Origin of the sequence: Streptomyces sp. NPDC102259, from assembly GCF_044766465.1 — a bacterium.
Classification (GTDB): Bacteria; Actinomycetota; Actinomycetes; order Streptomycetales; family Streptomycetaceae; genus Streptomyces.
This window is the reverse complement of the sequence record NZ_JBIWMA010000015.1, coordinates 138,469-153,560: the sequence shown is the minus strand read 5'-3', so window position 1 is coordinate 153,560 and position 15,092 is coordinate 138,469. Positions and strand designations below refer to the sequence as shown.

The following is a 15,092-nucleotide window of genomic DNA, read 5'->3' as shown; positions in this document are numbered from 1 at the left end:
GCGGCGGGCCTAGCTGTCGCGCGCGGGCCCTTCGAAGCGGGCCTGGTCGGGGCCGTGTTCCAGGAAGGACTGGATGCCGGTGGCGGCGTCCGCCGTGCCGAAGACCCCCGTGAACAGGGCTCGTTCCAGGGCGAGCCCGGCGGACAGGCCGGCATCGGCGCCGTGGTCCACGGCCTCCTTGATCGCCTCCAGGGCCGCGTCCGGCCCCGCGGCGAGCCGCTGGGCGTAGCGCAGGGCGGTGCCGTGCACTTCGCCCGCCGGGACGACCTCGTCCACCAGCCCGAGTCGCAGCGCCTCGTCGGCGCTCACCCGGCGGCCGGTCATCAGCAGGTTCTTGGCCCGCGACGGGCCGATCAGCCGGGTCAGCCGCTGGGTGCCGCCCGAGCCCGGAATGATGCCGAGCCGCACCTCCGGCTGGCCGAGGAGGGCGTCGTCGGCCGCCACTCGGTAGTCGGCGGCGAGCGCCAGTTCGAGGCCGCCGCCGAGCGCGTACCCGGTGATCGCCGCGACGACCGGCACGAGCAGCCGGGCGACCTCGTCGAAGGTCCGCTGGAGCGCCCGGTTCCAGCCCCTGACCTCCTCGGGATCCATCAGGGCCAGCGCCTTCACATCCGCTCCGGCGGCGAACAGCCGCTCACCGCCGTACAGCACCACGGCGCGCACCTCACGGGAGTCGGCGAGCCGACGCACCAGGGCGGCCAGTTCCTCCCGCTGTGCGGTGTCGAAGGCGTTCATCGGCGGATGGTCGAGACGGACCGTGGCGACGGATCCCTCGGTGTCGAGGCGGACACGTGGTGGCACAGGGGGCCTCCTCGTCGGCGGAAGCCGCACGTATCGCGGCTGCGGGGACGGTTGTCGATGCGTACGCGCCGTCGTACAGTTCGGCACACAGGTTTTATAGACCAAGAGGTACACTAAATCTTGTGAGCGGGCAACCGACCGGTCGGAATCCGCCGTTCCCCATGAGTCGTGGCGGGGCCGCATTCGCCACCCGGAAACAGAGCGAGAGAGAGCCGTGCACAATTTCTCGAGCATCCTCGATTACCACTTGGCCCAGCGGCCGGACGCCGTGGCCGTGACCCAGGAGGACTCCCGGCTGACGGTGCGCCGCCTCCATGAGCGGGTCAACCAACTGGCCGCCGGCTTGACGGAACTGGGCGTCGGGCGCGGGGACGTCGTGGCTCTGCTGCTCTACAACAGGCCGGAGTTCCTGGAACTGGTCTACGCCGCCAACCGCATCGGGGCGGTCTTCCTGCCGCTGAACTACCGTCTGTCCGAAGAGGAATGGGCGTACATCCTGGGCCACGCGCAGGCGAAGGCGATCGTCACCGAGCCGGAGTTCGTCCGCCCCGCCGACCGCATCGCCGGTGAGCTGGCCGACCTGGAGCACCGGATCCTGGTGGACGGCCAACCCTCGCCCGAGTGGACCGGCTACGAGACGCTGCTCGGCCGGCACCAGGGAGCGCGCATCGCCCCCGTGGACGTCGAGCCGCACGACCTGCAACGACTGATGTACACCTCCGGCACCACCTCGCGGCCCAAAGGCGTGCGCATCACCTACGGAAACCTGGAGGCCAAGAACCTCGCGCACATCGTCCACTTCGGTCTGACCGCGCAGGACACCACGCTCGTGGCGGGCCCGCTCTACCACGTCGGCGGCCTGGACATGCCCGCCCTCGGAGTCCTCCATGCGGGCGGCGGCGTGGTCCTGCAGCGGAAGTTCGACCCGGAGGGCGTCCTGCGCGCGATCCAGGAGCACCGCGTCACCAACGCCTGGCTGGCCCCCGCCATGGTCAACGCCGTCCTTGAGGTCCCGGACCGCGAGTCCTACGACACCACCTCGATGCGCTTCATCCTCGGTGGCGGCGAGAAGACGCCCGAGCCGGTGCTGCGGCGCATCATGACCGCCTTCCCCAACGCCTGGTACGCCGACGCCTACGGCCTCACCGAGACCGTGTCCGGCGACACCTTCCTCGACCGCGAGCACGCGCTGTCCAAGCTGGGCTCGGTCGGCCGACCCGTGCCGCACACGCGCGTGCGGATCGTCGACGACACCGGCGGGGAGGTCACGGCGGGCGAACTGGGCGAGATCACGCTGCGCGGCCCGAAGGTCTTCGCGGGCTACTGGCGCGACGAGAAGGCCACCGCCGCGGCGCTGCGGGACGGCTGGTTCCACACCGGGGACATCGGGCACGTCGACGAGGACGGCTTCCTCTACATCGACGACCGCAAGAAGGACATGATCGTCTCGGGCGGGGAGAACATCGCCACGCCCGAGGTGGAGCGTGTGCTGTACGAGCACCCGGCCGTCCTGGAGGCCGCCGTGGTCGGCCTGGCCCACCCCCGCTGGGGCGAGGTCCCCCGCGCCTTCGTGGTCTTCCGGCCCGGAGGGGACGCCGGGGCGGACGAGCTGCGGGAGTTCTGCCGGGAACGCCTGGCCAAGTTCAAGGTGCCGGCCCGCTTCGACATCGTCGACGAACTTCCCCGTACCCCTTCGGGCAAGGTCCTCAAGCGGACCCTGCGCGACATCCCCGCGGAGGGCTGAACCATGGCCGACGTCAACACCGATCTGCGCCTCGACGGCAGAACCGCCTGGGTGACCGGCGCGGGCAAGGGCCTCGGCCGGGCGATCGCGGTCGCCCTGTCCCAGGCCGGGGCGGACGTGGCGGTGACCGCCCGTACGACCGCCGACCTGGAGAGTCTGGAGGCCGAACTCGCCGGGTACGGCGGCAAGGTGCTGGTGCTGCCGGGTTCCATCGCCGACCCGGACGCGGTCCGCACGACGGTCGGACGGATCACCGGTGCGACGGGACGACTGGACGCCGTCGTCAACTGCGCCGGCGTCAGCCCGCACTTCACCCGCAGCGAGTACGTCACCGACGAGGACTGGCGGCGGGTGCTCGACATCAACCTCCAGGGCACCTTCTACTGCTGCCGGGAGGCCGGCAAGGTCATGCTGGAGCAGGGGTCCGGCTCGATCGTCAACGTGTCGTCGGTGCACGCCAGCACCGGCTTCGAGCGGATCGCCGCGTACGCCGCCAGCAAGGGGGGCGTCGAGGCGCTCACCAAGGCGCTCGCCGTCGAGTGGGCGGACCGGGGCGTGCGCGTCAACGCCCTCGCTCCCGGCTACTTCCGCACGGATCTCAGCTCGGGCCTGCTGGACAGCAAGTGGGGCGAGCGCATCGTGCGGGGCACTCCCCTGGGCCGGGTGGGCAGCGTCGAGGAACTGGGCGGGGCGGCGGTGTTCCTCGCCTCTGACGCCTCCCGGTTCGTCACGGGTACGACGCTCACCGTGGACGGCGGCTGGACCGCCTGGTGAGAGCCTCGCGGGTAGCCGGGTGACGCACCCGGACCGAGGAGAGCCGCCCCGGGTCCCACCAGGGCGGCTCTCCTCGGTCCGACTATCCGACGACGTCCGGCACGTCCCGGCGGTGCGACTCCGCCGCGCCGAAGAGGTCCTCGGAGACGGCCCGCACCGCGTTGACCACCAGCGGGGCCACGAGTTCCAGTGAGGAGCGGCCGTCTCCGACCACCGATATCGCCCCGACCGGTCCTTCCGGCCCGCACAGCGCGAGGCCGACGCAGCCGAGGTCGGGGAAACACTCGCCCCGGTCGATCGCCAGTCCGTTGCGGCGGCGCACCAGGCCCAGCTCGCGGTGCAGTTGGTCGAGGCGCCCGATGCTGTGGTGGGTACGACGCTCGATCACCTGCGCGTACCGCGCGTCGATCTCCTCCGGGCTCAGCCAGGCGAGCATGGCCTTGCCGAGCCCGGTGCAGTGCGCGATGGCACGGCCCCCGACCTTCGACGGTATGTCCACCGCCGCCCGGCCCCCCACCTTGTCCAGGTAGTAGATGTCCGGCCCGTCGAGCACGGCCAGATGCACGACCATCCTGGTACGCACGGCCAGGTCCAGCAGGTGGGGTGCGGCAGCGGCCCGCAGCGCGCTGTGCCCGATCTCCCGGCCCCCCAGGCCGAGCGCCCGCGTTCCCAGCGTGTATCCGGCCACCGTATGGCGCAGCCAGTCCAGCCGGACCAACTGGTCGAGTATGCGATGCGTGGTCGAGCGCGGCAGGTGTGTCCGGCGGGACACCGTTTCGAGCGTCAGATGGGTCTGCGGACGGGTGAAAAGGTCCATGATCAGCGTCACGCGCTCCATCATCGACGGAGGCAACGCAGGCCCGTCGACCACGGAGGATGGCGAGCTCAGGCGAAGGGCAGACGTCATCGTCGGTGCCTCTCTGATCAAACTGAAATCAATTCTAGTTCGGCGCCGGCGTCAAGGTATCAATGCCGCGGCCCGCAAAGAAAGAGTCGTGCACCGATTCATTGGAGCGTACGGTCCATTCTTTGGACAACGCAAAAATGTACCGCTCCCCCGGAAGAATCCTTCCGGAGAGCGGTACATCCTGTCGGCGTCAGCCGTGGGTGAGGTCGAGGGCGATGTCCACGATCATGTCCTCCTGCCCGCCGACGAGGCCGCGCCTGCCGACCTCCTCCAGGATGGTGCGGGCGTCGAGGCCGTACTGCTCCGCCGCGGCCTCGGCGTGGCGCAGGAAGCTGGAGTAGGCCCCGGCATAGCCCAGGGTGAGAGTTTCCCGGTCGACGCGCACCGGCCGGTCCTGGAGCGGGCGGACCAGGTCCTCGGCGGCGTCCTGCAGGGCGTACAGGTCGCAGTCGTGCTTCCAGCCGTAGAGGTTGGCGACGGCGATGAACGGCTCGATCGGACAGTTCCCCGCGCCCGCGCCCTGTCCCGCGAGCGAGGCGTCGACCCGGGTCACCCCCTCTTCCACCGCCACCACGGAGTTCGCCACCGAGAGGGAGAGGTTCTCGTGTGCGTGGATGCCGATCTGGGTGTCCGGGTCGAGTACGTCCCGGTAGGCGCGGATGCGCTCGCGCACCCCGTCCATGGTCAGCCGGCCCCCCGAGTCGGTGACGTAGACGCAATGCGCGCCGTAGGACTCCATCAGCCTGGCCTGGCCGGCCAGGGTCTCCGGGGACGTCATGTGGCTCATCATCAGGAAGCCCGAGACGTCCATGCCCAGTTCCCGGGCGGTGGAGATGTGCTGGGCCGCGACGTCCGCCTCCGTGCAGTGGGTGGCGATGCGCACCGACCGGACGCCGAGGGCGTAGGCCCGCTTGAGTTCGACGATGGTGCCGATGCCGGGCAGGAGCAGGGTGGTGAGGACCGCGCGGTCGATGGCGTCGGCGGCCGCTTCGATCCACTCCCAGTCGGTGTTGCTGCCCGGCCCGTAGTTGAGGCTGCCGCCGGCCAGGCCGTCGCCGTGCGCGACCTCGATCGCGTCCACGCCCGCCTGGTCGAGTGCCGCGGAGATCTTGCCCACGAACTCGGGCGTGATCCGGTGCCGGATGGCGTGCATGCCGTCCCGGAGCGTGACGTCCTGCACGTAGAGCCTTCGGGTGGCGGTCACTTGGTCACCTCGGTGGTCAGTCGCCGGGCGATGCGTTCGGCGACGCGCAAGGCCGCCGAGGTCATGATGTCGAGGTTGCCGGCGTAGGCCGGCAGGTAGTGGGCGGCGCCCTCCACCTCCAGGAAGACGGAGACCTTGGTGGTCGGCGTGGAGGTGTCGCCGTCGGCCAGCAGGGTGTGCATCGGATCGCCGTTGGGGACCGGGGTGAACTGGACCTTCTGCTTGAGCCGGTAGCCGGGCACGTACTCGGCCACCGCGGCCACCATCTCCTCGACGGAGGCCCGGATCGCGTCGTGATCCGCTTCGCCGATCAGGCAGTACACCGTGTCCCGCATGATCAGCGGCGGTTCGGCCGGGTTCAGGACGATGATCGCTTTGCCCCGGCGGGCGCCGCCCACCTTCTCGATGGCGCCGGCCGTGGTCTCGGTGAACTCGTCGATGTTGGCCCGGGTCCCCGGCCCGGCCGACTTCGAGGAGATCGAGGCGACGATCTCGGCGTAGGGCACCGGTGTGACACGGCTGACCGCGTGGACGATCGGGATGGTCGCCTGCCCGCCGCAGGTCACCATGTTGAGGTTGTCGACGGCGTCGCCGGCCGCGTCCAGCCGCTCGTCCAGGTTGACCGGTGGCACGACATAGGGTCCGAGGGCCGCCGGGGTGAGGTCGACCAGGCGCTTGCCGTACAGGGCGAGCCGTTTCGCGTTCTCGACGTGAGCCTTCGCCGACGTGGCGTCGAAGACGATCCCGATGTCGTCGAAGCCGTCCATGCGGATCAGGCCGTCCACCCCCTCGTGGGTGGTGGGGACCTTCAGGCGGGCGGCGCGCGCCAGCCCGTCCGAGTCCGGGTCGATGCCCACCATCGCGGCCATCTCCAGGGTGTCGGACAGGCGCAACACCTTGATCATCAGGTCGGTGCCGATGTTGCCGGAGCCGATAACGGCCACCTTGGTCTTCGTCATCCGTGTTCCTTGAATTCCTCGGGGGCGGGGGCGGGGGCGGGGGCGGGGGCGGAGTCGGGGTCCGTCGGGTTCCTGGGCGAGAAGGTCGCCGTCACCGAGCCGAGGCCCGACATCTCCGCCCGCACGGTGATGCCCGGTGGTGTCGGGACGAGCGGACCCAGGGCTCCGGAGAGCACGACCTGTCCGGCGCGCAGCGGGTCGCCGAACTCCCGGGCGGTGCGCGCCAGCCACAGCAGCGCGGCGAGCGGATCGCCGAGGCAGGCCGCGCCGTCGCCCTCGGACGCGAGCTCGCCGTCGGCGTACAGCCGCATGGTCACGTCCCGGGGCGTGAACTCCCCCAGTCCGACGGCCTGTCGGCCAAGGACGAACAGGCCGCTGGACGCGTTGTCGGCGACCGTGTCCGTGATCGCGATGTCCCAGTCGGCCACCCGGCTGTCCACGATCTCCAGCGCGGCCACGGCGTGTCCGACCGCCGACCGGACCCGTTCGACGTCGAGGTCGTCGTCGTCCAGATCGGCGGCGAGCACGAACGCGATCTCCGCCTCGACCCGGGGCTGAAGCAGCCGCCCGCTGGGGACGGCCGGCAGCGCGGTGACGTCCATGTCGTCCAGCAGGACGCCGAAGTCGGGCCGGTCGACCCCGACCTGTCGCTGCACCGATGCGGACGTCAGCCCGATCTTGCGACCGACGACCCGTGCCCCGGCGGCGACCCGGTCGCCGATGACCCGCTGCTGAACGGCGTACGCGAGGCTGACGTCCCGCGCACCGAGCAGATCACGCACGGGCGCGCACGGCTTCCGGTCGCGGGCCGCGGCCGCGAGTCGCGCGGCCGCCTCGGCCACGGCGGTCGCACGGTCCGCGACGACCTTCGGTTCCCAAACGTCTCTCATTCGCATCCTCAACTCGTGCCTGTCCCCAGCCTGATCGGCTGTCGCGTACGGCAGTGAGGACCGTTCCGCTCAGCGGGACTGGGGAGCCGGCCACGGGCGGTCTCGCTGAGCGAGATGGCCGGACGGCACAGGGACGATGGCTCGTTACCGTCGGCGGGCGAACCGCTGGACGGCTGATGGCCTTGACGCCGCGGCAGGCGGGACCGTGGGACGCCCCGCCTCTGGTCGCAGTCCCCAACTCCCCACCAGGAACGTGGCATTCATGAGGAGGTCATGGTGAGCATCAACGAGGATGCCTACGATGTGATCGTCGTAGGATCGGGCGGAGGTCTGGTCGGGGCGTATGTGGCGGCGGCGCGTGGCCTGCGCACGCTCGTCATCGAGAAGACCGACCGGGTGGGCGGCACGATGGCCTACTCCGGCGCGGGGGTGTGGTTTCCCGGCTGCGCCCCGCTGCGGCGGGCCGGCCTCGGCGACGACGTCGACGACGCCCGGGCGTACCTGCGGGACATCGTCGCCGACCCCTCCCGGGAGGCTCTCCAGGACGCGTATCTGGCGGCCGGAGTCGGGCTGATCGACGAGCTGGAGAAGAACCCCTGGTTCCAGTCGTTCGTCCACGGGCTGGTTCCGGACTACTTCACGTCGGCACCGGGAGCCTCGCCCACCGGGCACACGATCTTCCCGCTGCCCCTCGAACTGGCGGAGCTCAAGGAGAACGCCGGACTCGTCCGCCGCTCGCTTCCCACCGAACGGTGGGGCTTCGACGAAGGACCGGTCGTCTCCGGCGGCCGGGCGCTGGCCGGCCGGGCGCTGGCGGCGTTCCTGGAGACGGGCAACGGCACGCTGCGGCTGAACACCGCACTGGAGAACCTGATCGTCGAGGACGGCCGGGTCGTCGGGATCGAGGCCGTCAGCGAGGGTGAACGGGTCCGGATCGGAGCCACGCGGGGGGTGATCCTCGCGGCCGGGGGTTTCGAGCACGATCGCGAGCTCCGTGAGAAGCACCAGTCGCCCCTCACCGGGGAGTGGTCGAACGGGGTCGAGGCCAACACGGGTGACGCCCTGCGGGCGGGCGTCGCCGTGGGCGCGGCCACCGACCTGCTCGACGAGGCCTGGTTCGTGGCGGGGCTCGTCCAGCCGGACGGCCGGCCCGTCTTCCACACGGGCACCCGGGGCGGGATCTGGGTCAACGGCGCGGGCGAACGCTTCGTCAACGAGTCACGGCCGTACGACCAGGTCGGGCACGAGATCCTCCGCCGGCACAACTCCACGGGCGTCAGTCACATCCCGGCCCACTGGATCTTCGACCAGCGTCTGATGGACCGGGACAGCTTCGGCGGCCCGCCCGACGAACCGGTACGCCCCGAGTGGCTGGAGTCGGGCGCGCTGAAGAAGGCCGACACCCTCGAGGAGCTGGCGCGGCTGATCGGTGTCCCCTTCGACGCCCTGAGCCGGACCGTGGAGGAGTTCAACGGGTACGCGCGAAGCGGCGTCGACGAGCGGTTCCACCGCGGCGAGAGCGTGTGGGACCAGATGTTCCACCACATCGTCCCCTTCGCGGCCGACCCCCGGCAGAACTTCCCGGCGAAGCCGGAGACCGAGTGGCCGAACCCGTTGCTGCTGCCGATCGACACCGCGCCGTACTACGTGGCGACCATCCTCCCGGCCGACATCGGCACCAAGGGCGGGCTGAAGACGGACGAGCACGCGCGCGTGCTGCGGCCGGACGGGCAGCCGATCCCCGGGCTCTACGCGAGCGGCAACACCGCGGCCGCGATGTCGGGACGCGTCTACCCGGGTGCGGGGACCCCGATCGGTTCCAGTATCGCCTTCGCCTACCTCGCCGTCCTGGACATCGCCGGGGCGACGGACTGACCTCACGGCGCTGCCCGGGACACCGCGGGTGTCCCGGGCACGGTCACGTTCTCAGGATGCGACGATCAGCCGCGCGGCCAGACGCAGGTCGGCCTCTCCCCGCTCGGCGGAGATCTCCTCGGTCAGCATGGCCACGAACAGGCCCCACCAACCGTAGACGAGCAGCCGCACCCGGCTGCGGGCGTCGGCGCGGTGCCCGAGCAGGCGCAGGATCGTCCGGCCCAGGGCGGTGTCGACGATGTCGATCCGGGCCGGGACGGCGCTCGCGTACTCGTGGAACGACGACAGCGCCACCGCGGAGGCCAGCAGTCGGCTGCCCAGCAGCTTCCAGGTCAGCGCGATGAGCGTCTCGGCCACCTCGTTCGCGGGATCCGCCGTCCCGTCGGCGCCTGCCGGACGACCGTCGCGGCCCCCGAGGAACTGCTCGATGTGCCACTCGAGGACCGCGAGGAACAGGTAGGGCTTGGACGGGAAGTAGCGGTACAGCGTGGCGATCGCGACGCCGGCCTCCCTGGCGACGTCGTGCATCTGCACGCTCGCCAGCCCCTCACGCGCGCCGAGTTCGGAGGCGGAGCGCAGGATGCGGACCCGACGGGCGCTCTGGCGGCTCGACGTCGGAGCAGCGGGCTGCCGTGTCTCCGCGGGTCTCGCCACGTCGTCACCTCCGAGTCGTCGACCGTGCCCGCCGTCAGCGCTCAGTCGGCCTCCGGACGGGTCAGGAAGGCCAGCACCGCGCTCTCCCAGGCTTCCTTCTGCTCGATCATCGCCCAGTGCCCGCAGTCCGGGAGCACGTGCAGCTCGGCCTTGGGGATGGTGCGCAGCGGCAGCAGGGCGTTCTCCAGCGGAGTGACCCGGTCGTCCCGGCCCCAGGTCAGCAGCGTGGGCGCGGTGACCTTGTGCAGGGCGGCCCAGATCGGCCGGTCGTCGTGGGACTGGGCGGCCATGATCGCGGCCATCGCCTGACGGCCGTAGATCCGGCGGGACGCCTCCAGCGTCGCCGGCTCGGTCGCACTCGCCCAGCGTTCCTCGATCAGCTCGTCGGTGAGCCGGGCGGGGTCGTGGACCATCGCCCTCAGCCATTGGACGAGGTTGTCCCGGGTGGGGTTCTCGGCGAACTCCACGAGCAGGTTCAGCCCCTCGCTGGGCGCCGGGGAGAGGATGTTGCGGCCCACCCCGCCGATGGTCACGACCCGGCGGAACAGGTCCTTGTGGGCGACCGCGAGCCCCACGGCGACGTACCCGCCCATGGAGTTGCCGATGACGTCGACGCGGTCCAGGCCGAGGCCGTCGAGGAAGCGCAGGACCGCCCTGGGCCCGGCCGCCATCGGGTTCTCGGCGGTCGGGTCGCTCACCCCGAAGCCCGGGAACTCCAGCGCCAGGCAACGGAAGTGACGGGCGAGCACGGGGAGGTTGTGCCGGTAGTTGCGCCAGCCGGTCACGCCGGGCCCTGATCCGTGCAGCAGGAGCAACGGGGGTCCGTCGCCCGCCTCGTGGTAGCGCAGGGTGCCGTCGTCGGTGTGCAGTTCGCGCAGGGTGTCCTCGTGGCTGAGTGTCATGACGGTCACCGTCGCACCCGGGAGAAGCCCGTCGTCGTGCGTCTCCCGATCAGTGGGACGCTCCCGGCGGCAGGAGCGCCAGGATGTCTACCGTCGCGGACATACCGATACCGGGGCCCGACAGGCCGCCCCGGAACTGACCACATGTGAGGGGAGGGCCTGATGGGTGTTCGCTCCCTCGGGTACCTGCGTCTTGAGTCCAACGACCTCGACCGGTGGAAGACCTTCGGCGCCGACTTCCTCGGCCTGATGCCCGTGGAGGGCGGTGACTCCGAGTCGCTGTCCTTCAGGATGGACGACTACCCGGCCCGGATCGTGGTCTCGCCCGGGGCCCAGAGCGGGATGGCGGCGCTCGGCTTCGAGGTCCTCGACGAGCGGGAGCTGGCGCGGCTGGTCGCGGACGTCGAGAAGGCCGGGATCAAGGTGACGGCCGGCACCGAGGCCGAGGCGGCGGAGCGGAAGGTCACGGGCTTCGTCAAGTTCAACGACCCCGGCGGCAACCCGGTCGAGCTGTTCTACGGCACCGTCCTCGACCATGTGCCGGTGCGCACCCCGCTGGTGTCGAAGTTCGTCACCGGTGACATGGGCTTCGGACACGCGATCGTCTCCGCCGAGGACGCCCGGGCCACGTTCGACTTCTATGTCGGCGTCCTGGGCTTCATCGAGCGCAACACGATGCGCTCGCCGGCCGGCACGACCTGGTTCATGGGGTGCAACTCACGGCACCACACGCTCGGTGTCACCCCCATGCCGGGTCCCGGGCGGCTGCTGCACTTCATGGTCGAGGGGGCGACACTGGACGACGTCGGGCGTGCCCTCGACCGGGCCGCCGAGTACGAGGTGCCGATGATGCACTCGCTCGGCAAGCACACCAACGACCACATGGTGTCGTTCTACGTGTGGTCGCCGGAGAACTACGCCGTCGAGTTCGGCTGGAACGGCCTGCAGGTACCGGAGCCCGTCCCCGTGTACGAGATCACGGACGGCGCGTTCTGGGGCCACCACTTCACGCCGCCGCCGCAGCCGGCCGGCTGATCGATCGGACATGGGTGAGCCCCACGGCCTCGGGCCGTGGGGCTCACCCATGTCACTCGACGGTGATCGCCCGTTCCGGGCAGGCCGTCTCCCCGTCGCGGGCGGCCTGTTCGAGGCCTTCTGGGACCTCTCCGTCGAACGGCAGCGCGTAGCCGTCGTCGTCGAGGCGGAACAGTCCGGGCGCCACCGCCGCGCACCGGGCGTGCCCGGAGCACCCCGCCTCGTCAATCGTGATCTTCATGCAAGTGCTCCGTTTCCGAAGGTGATGGGTCGCCGAGCCGTATCGGACCGCTGCGGGCCGCGGTCAGCAGCGTCGACAGGTCGACACCGGCCTGGGCGGCGACGTCGCCGCAGGCCTCCAGGTCCTTGCGCAGATAGGGCGTGACCGTCGCGACGAAGGGCTCGGCCCCGCCCCGCGCGGTGATGTACCGACCGGCTGTCGAACCGCCGCTGCCGACCGCGAGAGCGTCCAGCAGGGCGCTCTCCTCGATGCCGAGAGCCTTCCCCGCCTCCACCGCGCCCAGCGTGAGTTGGGAGACCGCGGCGAACAGCAGGTTGTTGAGGAGCTTCGTCCGCAGGGCGGAGCCGCGCGCGCCCGTGGTGAGGACGGTACCGGCGTAGGCGCCGACGACCTGGCGGGCCGTGGCGAGGTGCTCGGGCTCACCTCCCAGGTAGACCACCAGCCGGCCGGCGCGCACCGCGTCGGCCGTTCCGCTGAACGCGGCGTCCACGATCGCGGCGCGGCCCCCGGGTCCGTACGCCGCGAGGCGGTCGAGGGTGTCCGGTCGTCCGGTCGTGTGCGAGACGAGGACCGTGCGGGACTCCATGGCGGCGACGACCTCAGGCAGTACCTCGAGCATCTGCGCGTCGTCGTAGAGGCAGCTGACGACGACGTCGGAGGCCGCCACCTCCACCGGCTCCGCCACGAGCTTCGCGGCCGAGAGCCGCTCGCGCGTCTCCGCCCGTCGTGCGTACAGGCGGACCCGGTGGCCGGCCGCGAGCAGCCGCTCGACCATCGGTTCGCCGATCTGTCCGGCACCGAGGAACCCGACCGTCGGCATCGACATGCGCCCTCCCCTGCCTATGGCTTGTTCGTCGAGCCCGCGTCCACGGTGAACTGAAGTCCCGTGACGTACCGCGCCTCGTCCGAGGCGAGGAACAGGACCGCGTTCGACACGTCCCGCGGCTCGACGTAGGGAGCGAGGGGGTTCATCGCGGCCAGGGCGAACAACGGCTCCCGCGCGGCGAGTTCCTCCACCGGCACGCCGACCGTGATGCCCGTGTCGCTGACCCCGGTGGGGTGGACGGTGTTCACCCGGATGTGATGCGGGGCGAGTTCGTTGGAGAGGGCCTTCATCAGTCCGACGACGCCGTGTTTGCTCGCCACGTAGTGGGCGTACGGCACATGCCCGCGGATGCCGGCGGCCGAGCTGGTGAGGACGATCGAGCCGCCCTCCCCGGCCTCGATCATCCGGGGGATCGCGGCCCGCGCGGTGTTCCAGGCGCCCTTGAGGTTGACGTCCACGACGACGTCCCAAGCCTCCTCGGACAGCTCCCAGGCGGCTCCGATGCTCATGACGCCGGCGTTGGCCGCGACGATGTCGAGCCGGCCGAACTCCGTTGTCGCCGCGTCCACGGCGGCCCGCACCTCGGCGATCGAGCGGACGTCCGCCTGCACGGCGACGCACCGCCGCCCCGTCGCCCTGACCAACTCCGCCGTCTCCTCGAGTTGTTCCTTCGACGCGAGGGGGTACGGCAGCTCCTCGCTGATGTCGTGGCAGACGTCGGTGACGACGACGTCCGCTCCCTCCTCGGCCAGTCGCACTGCATGGGAGCGGCCCTGTCCGCGAGCCGCTCCCGTGATGAGCGCAACCTTGCCGTCCACACGCCCCATGACTGCCTCAGCCTCTCTTCGCGTGGTCGGTCAGGTCGTCGGCGGCCTCGCGCAGGGCGCGCAGCCGGGACCGGAGGAGTTCGCGCTCGTCGCGGTCGCGGTCGGTGCGGTCGCGGTCGGTGCCGATGTCGCCGGCGCCGTCGCCGAGTTCAGCGATGCGTACGTCCGTCTCCGCGATCTCCGTGAGGAGCCTGCCGTGGGCCTCCTCGCGGGTCAGCAGATCCAGGTCGGTCCAGTCGGACCGCTCGGACTGCGGGCGCCGGCTCATGCGGGGAGGTTGTAGAGGCGGCGGGTGTTCAACTCCACGATCTGGTGCACCTCGTCGTCCGGTACGTCGGCGAGGACCTCCGCCGCGTAGGCGCGGCTCTTGGGCCAGTAGGAGTCGGAGTGCGGGTAGTCGCACTCCCAGGTGATCTTGTCGATGCCGACGTGGTGGCGTACCTCGACGCCGAAGCGGTCGTCGATGAAGCAGCCGTGGAAGTGCTTGTGGAACAGTTCCGAGGGCCGCACGCTCTGGTTGACGTTCTGGTAGAAGCGATGCCGCTCCCAGGTGCCGTCGCTGCGCTCCAGCAGGTACGGGATCCAGCCGATCCCCCCCTCGGACAGACCGATCTTCAGCTTGGGGTGCTTGTGGAGCACCGGCGAGAACAGCAGGTCGGCGGTGGCGAACATGGCGTTGCAGCCGAAGAGGGCGATCGTCACGGCGAACGGGGCGTCCTCGGCCGTCTTCGGCGGCCTGCCCGAGGTGCCGAAGTGCAGGCACAGCGGCAGCCCGGTCTCCTCGGCCGCCGAGAACACGGGGTCCCAGTGGTCGGTGTGGAAGGAGGGCAGTCCGCGCGGGGCGGGGTTCTCCGGGAAGGAGATCGCCTTGGCGCCCTTCGCCGCGGTTCGATGGATCTCGGCGACACAGGCCTCGACGTCCCACAGCGGCAGGATGACCAGGGGGATGAGCCGGCCGGGCGCGGTAGGGCACCACTCGTCCAGCACGAAGTCGTTCCAGGCCTGGACGCACAGTCGGGCCAGCTCACGATCCTGTCCGTCCAGGAACACCGTGCCCGCGAACCCCGGGAACGACGGGAAGGACAGGGCGCCCCACACTCCGTCCAGGTCCATGTCACGCAGCCGGGCCTTCGGGTCGTAGCAGCCCGGGATCATCTCGTCGTAGCGCGTCGGTTCGAGGCCGAACTCCTCCGGCTTCTTGCCCGCGACGGCGTTCAGGCCGATGTAGGGGTGGACGCGGCCCTCGTAGACCCACACCTCGGCGGGCGCCTGCCCCTCACCCCGTGGCTGCTCCACGATGCGCGGCCCGGCCTCCCGGAGCCTCGCCGGCAGTCGGTCGGACCACAGTCGCGGCGGCTCGATCAGATGGTCGTCGGTCGAGAGCAGTTTCATCCATGGCTGCAACGGCATCCTTGCGCTCCTTCGGTCTCGCAGACTCTCTAACACTGGATGC

General features: G+C 70.8%; 16 protein-coding genes. 4 read left to right on the top strand and 12 right to left on the bottom strand.

The window, feature by feature from the left end:
* Positions 1-9: 9 nt before the first annotated feature.
* Entirely contained in the window at positions 10-735 is a 726-nt protein-coding gene (locus ACIRPU_RS29960; RefSeq protein ID WP_403872789.1) for an enoyl-CoA hydratase/isomerase family protein, read from the bottom strand.
* Positions 736-1,015: 280 nt separating this feature from the next.
* Between ACIRPU_RS29960 and ACIRPU_RS29955 the strand changes: the two genes are divergently transcribed.
* Both ACIRPU_RS29955 and ACIRPU_RS29950 read left to right on the top strand, forming a co-directional pair.
* On the top strand, positions 1,016-2,545 hold the full coding sequence (locus ACIRPU_RS29955; protein ID WP_403872688.1) for a long-chain fatty acid--CoA ligase: 1,530 nt from the start codon (positions 1,016-1,018) through the stop codon (positions 2,543-2,545).
* 3 nt (positions 2,546-2,548) lie between these two features.
* Positions 2,549-3,319: an SDR family NAD(P)-dependent oxidoreductase gene (locus ACIRPU_RS29950; protein WP_403872686.1), complete on the top strand. Its 771-nt coding sequence runs from the start codon at positions 2,549-2,551 to the stop codon at positions 3,317-3,319.
* Positions 3,320-3,401: 82 nt separating this feature from the next.
* Here ACIRPU_RS29950 and ACIRPU_RS29945 read toward each other — a convergent pair whose 3' ends face one another.
* The 4 genes from ACIRPU_RS29945 to ACIRPU_RS29930 form a co-directional block, all read right to left on the bottom strand.
* Positions 3,402-4,157 carry an IclR family transcriptional regulator gene (locus ACIRPU_RS29945; protein ID WP_403872787.1) on the bottom strand — a complete coding sequence of 252 codons (756 nt, stop codon included), beginning with the start codon at positions 4,155-4,157 and terminating at the stop codon, positions 3,402-3,404.
* A gap of 259 nt (positions 4,158-4,416) precedes the next feature.
* Positions 4,417-5,430, bottom strand: coding sequence for a 4-hydroxy-2-oxovalerate aldolase (dmpG, locus tag ACIRPU_RS29940; RefSeq protein WP_403872684.1), 1,014 nt, complete (start codon positions 5,428-5,430; stop codon positions 4,417-4,419).
* A complete protein-coding gene (locus tag ACIRPU_RS29935) occupies positions 5,427-6,389 on the bottom strand; it encodes an acetaldehyde dehydrogenase (acetylating) (RefSeq protein WP_403872682.1) in 963 nt (320 codons plus the stop codon). Before ACIRPU_RS29935 ends, dmpG begins: the two co-directional genes overlap by 4 nt.
* A complete protein-coding gene (locus ACIRPU_RS29930; RefSeq protein WP_403872680.1) occupies positions 6,386-7,279 on the bottom strand; it encodes a 2-keto-4-pentenoate hydratase in 894 nt (297 codons plus the stop codon). Before ACIRPU_RS29930 ends, ACIRPU_RS29935 begins: the two co-directional genes overlap by 4 nt.
* Positions 7,280-7,552: 273 nt before the next feature.
* Here ACIRPU_RS29930 and ACIRPU_RS29925 point away from each other — a divergent pair, with 273 nt between their 5' ends.
* Positions 7,553-9,154 (top strand): FAD-binding protein, encoded by a 1,602-nt coding sequence (locus ACIRPU_RS29925; protein ID WP_403872678.1) that lies wholly within the window; start codon positions 7,553-7,555, stop codon positions 9,152-9,154.
* A gap of 51 nt (positions 9,155-9,205) precedes the next feature.
* Here ACIRPU_RS29925 and ACIRPU_RS29920 read toward each other — a convergent pair whose 3' ends face one another.
* Positions 9,206-9,808: a TetR/AcrR family transcriptional regulator gene (locus tag ACIRPU_RS29920; RefSeq protein WP_403872676.1), complete on the bottom strand. Its 603-nt coding sequence runs from the start codon at positions 9,806-9,808 to the stop codon at positions 9,206-9,208.
* A gap of 41 nt (positions 9,809-9,849) precedes the next feature.
* Positions 9,850-10,710 (bottom strand): alpha/beta fold hydrolase, encoded by an 861-nt coding sequence (locus ACIRPU_RS29915; RefSeq protein WP_362532874.1) that lies wholly within the window; start codon positions 10,708-10,710, stop codon positions 9,850-9,852.
* Positions 10,711-10,872: 162 nt separating this feature from the next.
* On the opposite strand from ACIRPU_RS29915, the gene ACIRPU_RS29910 reads away from it, so the two are divergent.
* Positions 10,873-11,745 (top strand): VOC family protein, encoded by an 873-nt coding sequence (locus ACIRPU_RS29910; protein WP_362532871.1) that lies wholly within the window; start codon positions 10,873-10,875, stop codon positions 11,743-11,745.
* 52 nt (positions 11,746-11,797) lie between these two features.
* On the opposite strand, the gene ACIRPU_RS29905 is transcribed toward ACIRPU_RS29910, so the two are convergent.
* Genes ACIRPU_RS29905 through ACIRPU_RS29885 form a run of 5 tightly spaced genes read right to left on the bottom strand, consistent with a single transcriptional unit; the run spans position 11,798 to position 15,049 of the window.
* Complete coding sequence (locus ACIRPU_RS29905; RefSeq protein ID WP_403872673.1) at positions 11,798-11,986, bottom strand: ferredoxin; 189 nt, start codon at positions 11,984-11,986, stop codon at positions 11,798-11,800.
* Positions 11,970-12,830, bottom strand: coding sequence for an NAD(P)-dependent oxidoreductase (locus ACIRPU_RS29900; RefSeq protein WP_403872785.1), 861 nt, complete (start codon positions 12,828-12,830; stop codon positions 11,970-11,972). The genes ACIRPU_RS29905 and ACIRPU_RS29900 overlap by 17 nt, the downstream gene beginning before the upstream one ends.
* Positions 12,827-13,639, bottom strand: a complete 813-nt coding sequence (locus tag ACIRPU_RS29895; protein WP_403872671.1) for a mycofactocin-coupled SDR family oxidoreductase — start codon at positions 13,637-13,639, stop codon at positions 12,827-12,829. The genes ACIRPU_RS29900 and ACIRPU_RS29895 overlap by 4 nt, the downstream gene beginning before the upstream one ends.
* A gap of 7 nt (positions 13,640-13,646) precedes the next feature.
* The gene (locus ACIRPU_RS29890) at positions 13,647-13,907 is read right to left on the bottom strand and encodes a hypothetical protein (protein ID WP_403872669.1); all 261 of its coding nucleotides are present in this window, start codon (positions 13,905-13,907) and stop codon (positions 13,647-13,649) included.
* On the bottom strand, positions 13,904-15,049 hold the full coding sequence (locus ACIRPU_RS29885; RefSeq protein ID WP_403872667.1) for an amidohydrolase family protein: 1,146 nt from the start codon (positions 15,047-15,049) through the stop codon (positions 13,904-13,906). Before ACIRPU_RS29885 ends, ACIRPU_RS29890 begins: the two co-directional genes overlap by 4 nt.
* Between the last annotated feature and the right edge of the window lie 43 nt (positions 15,050-15,092).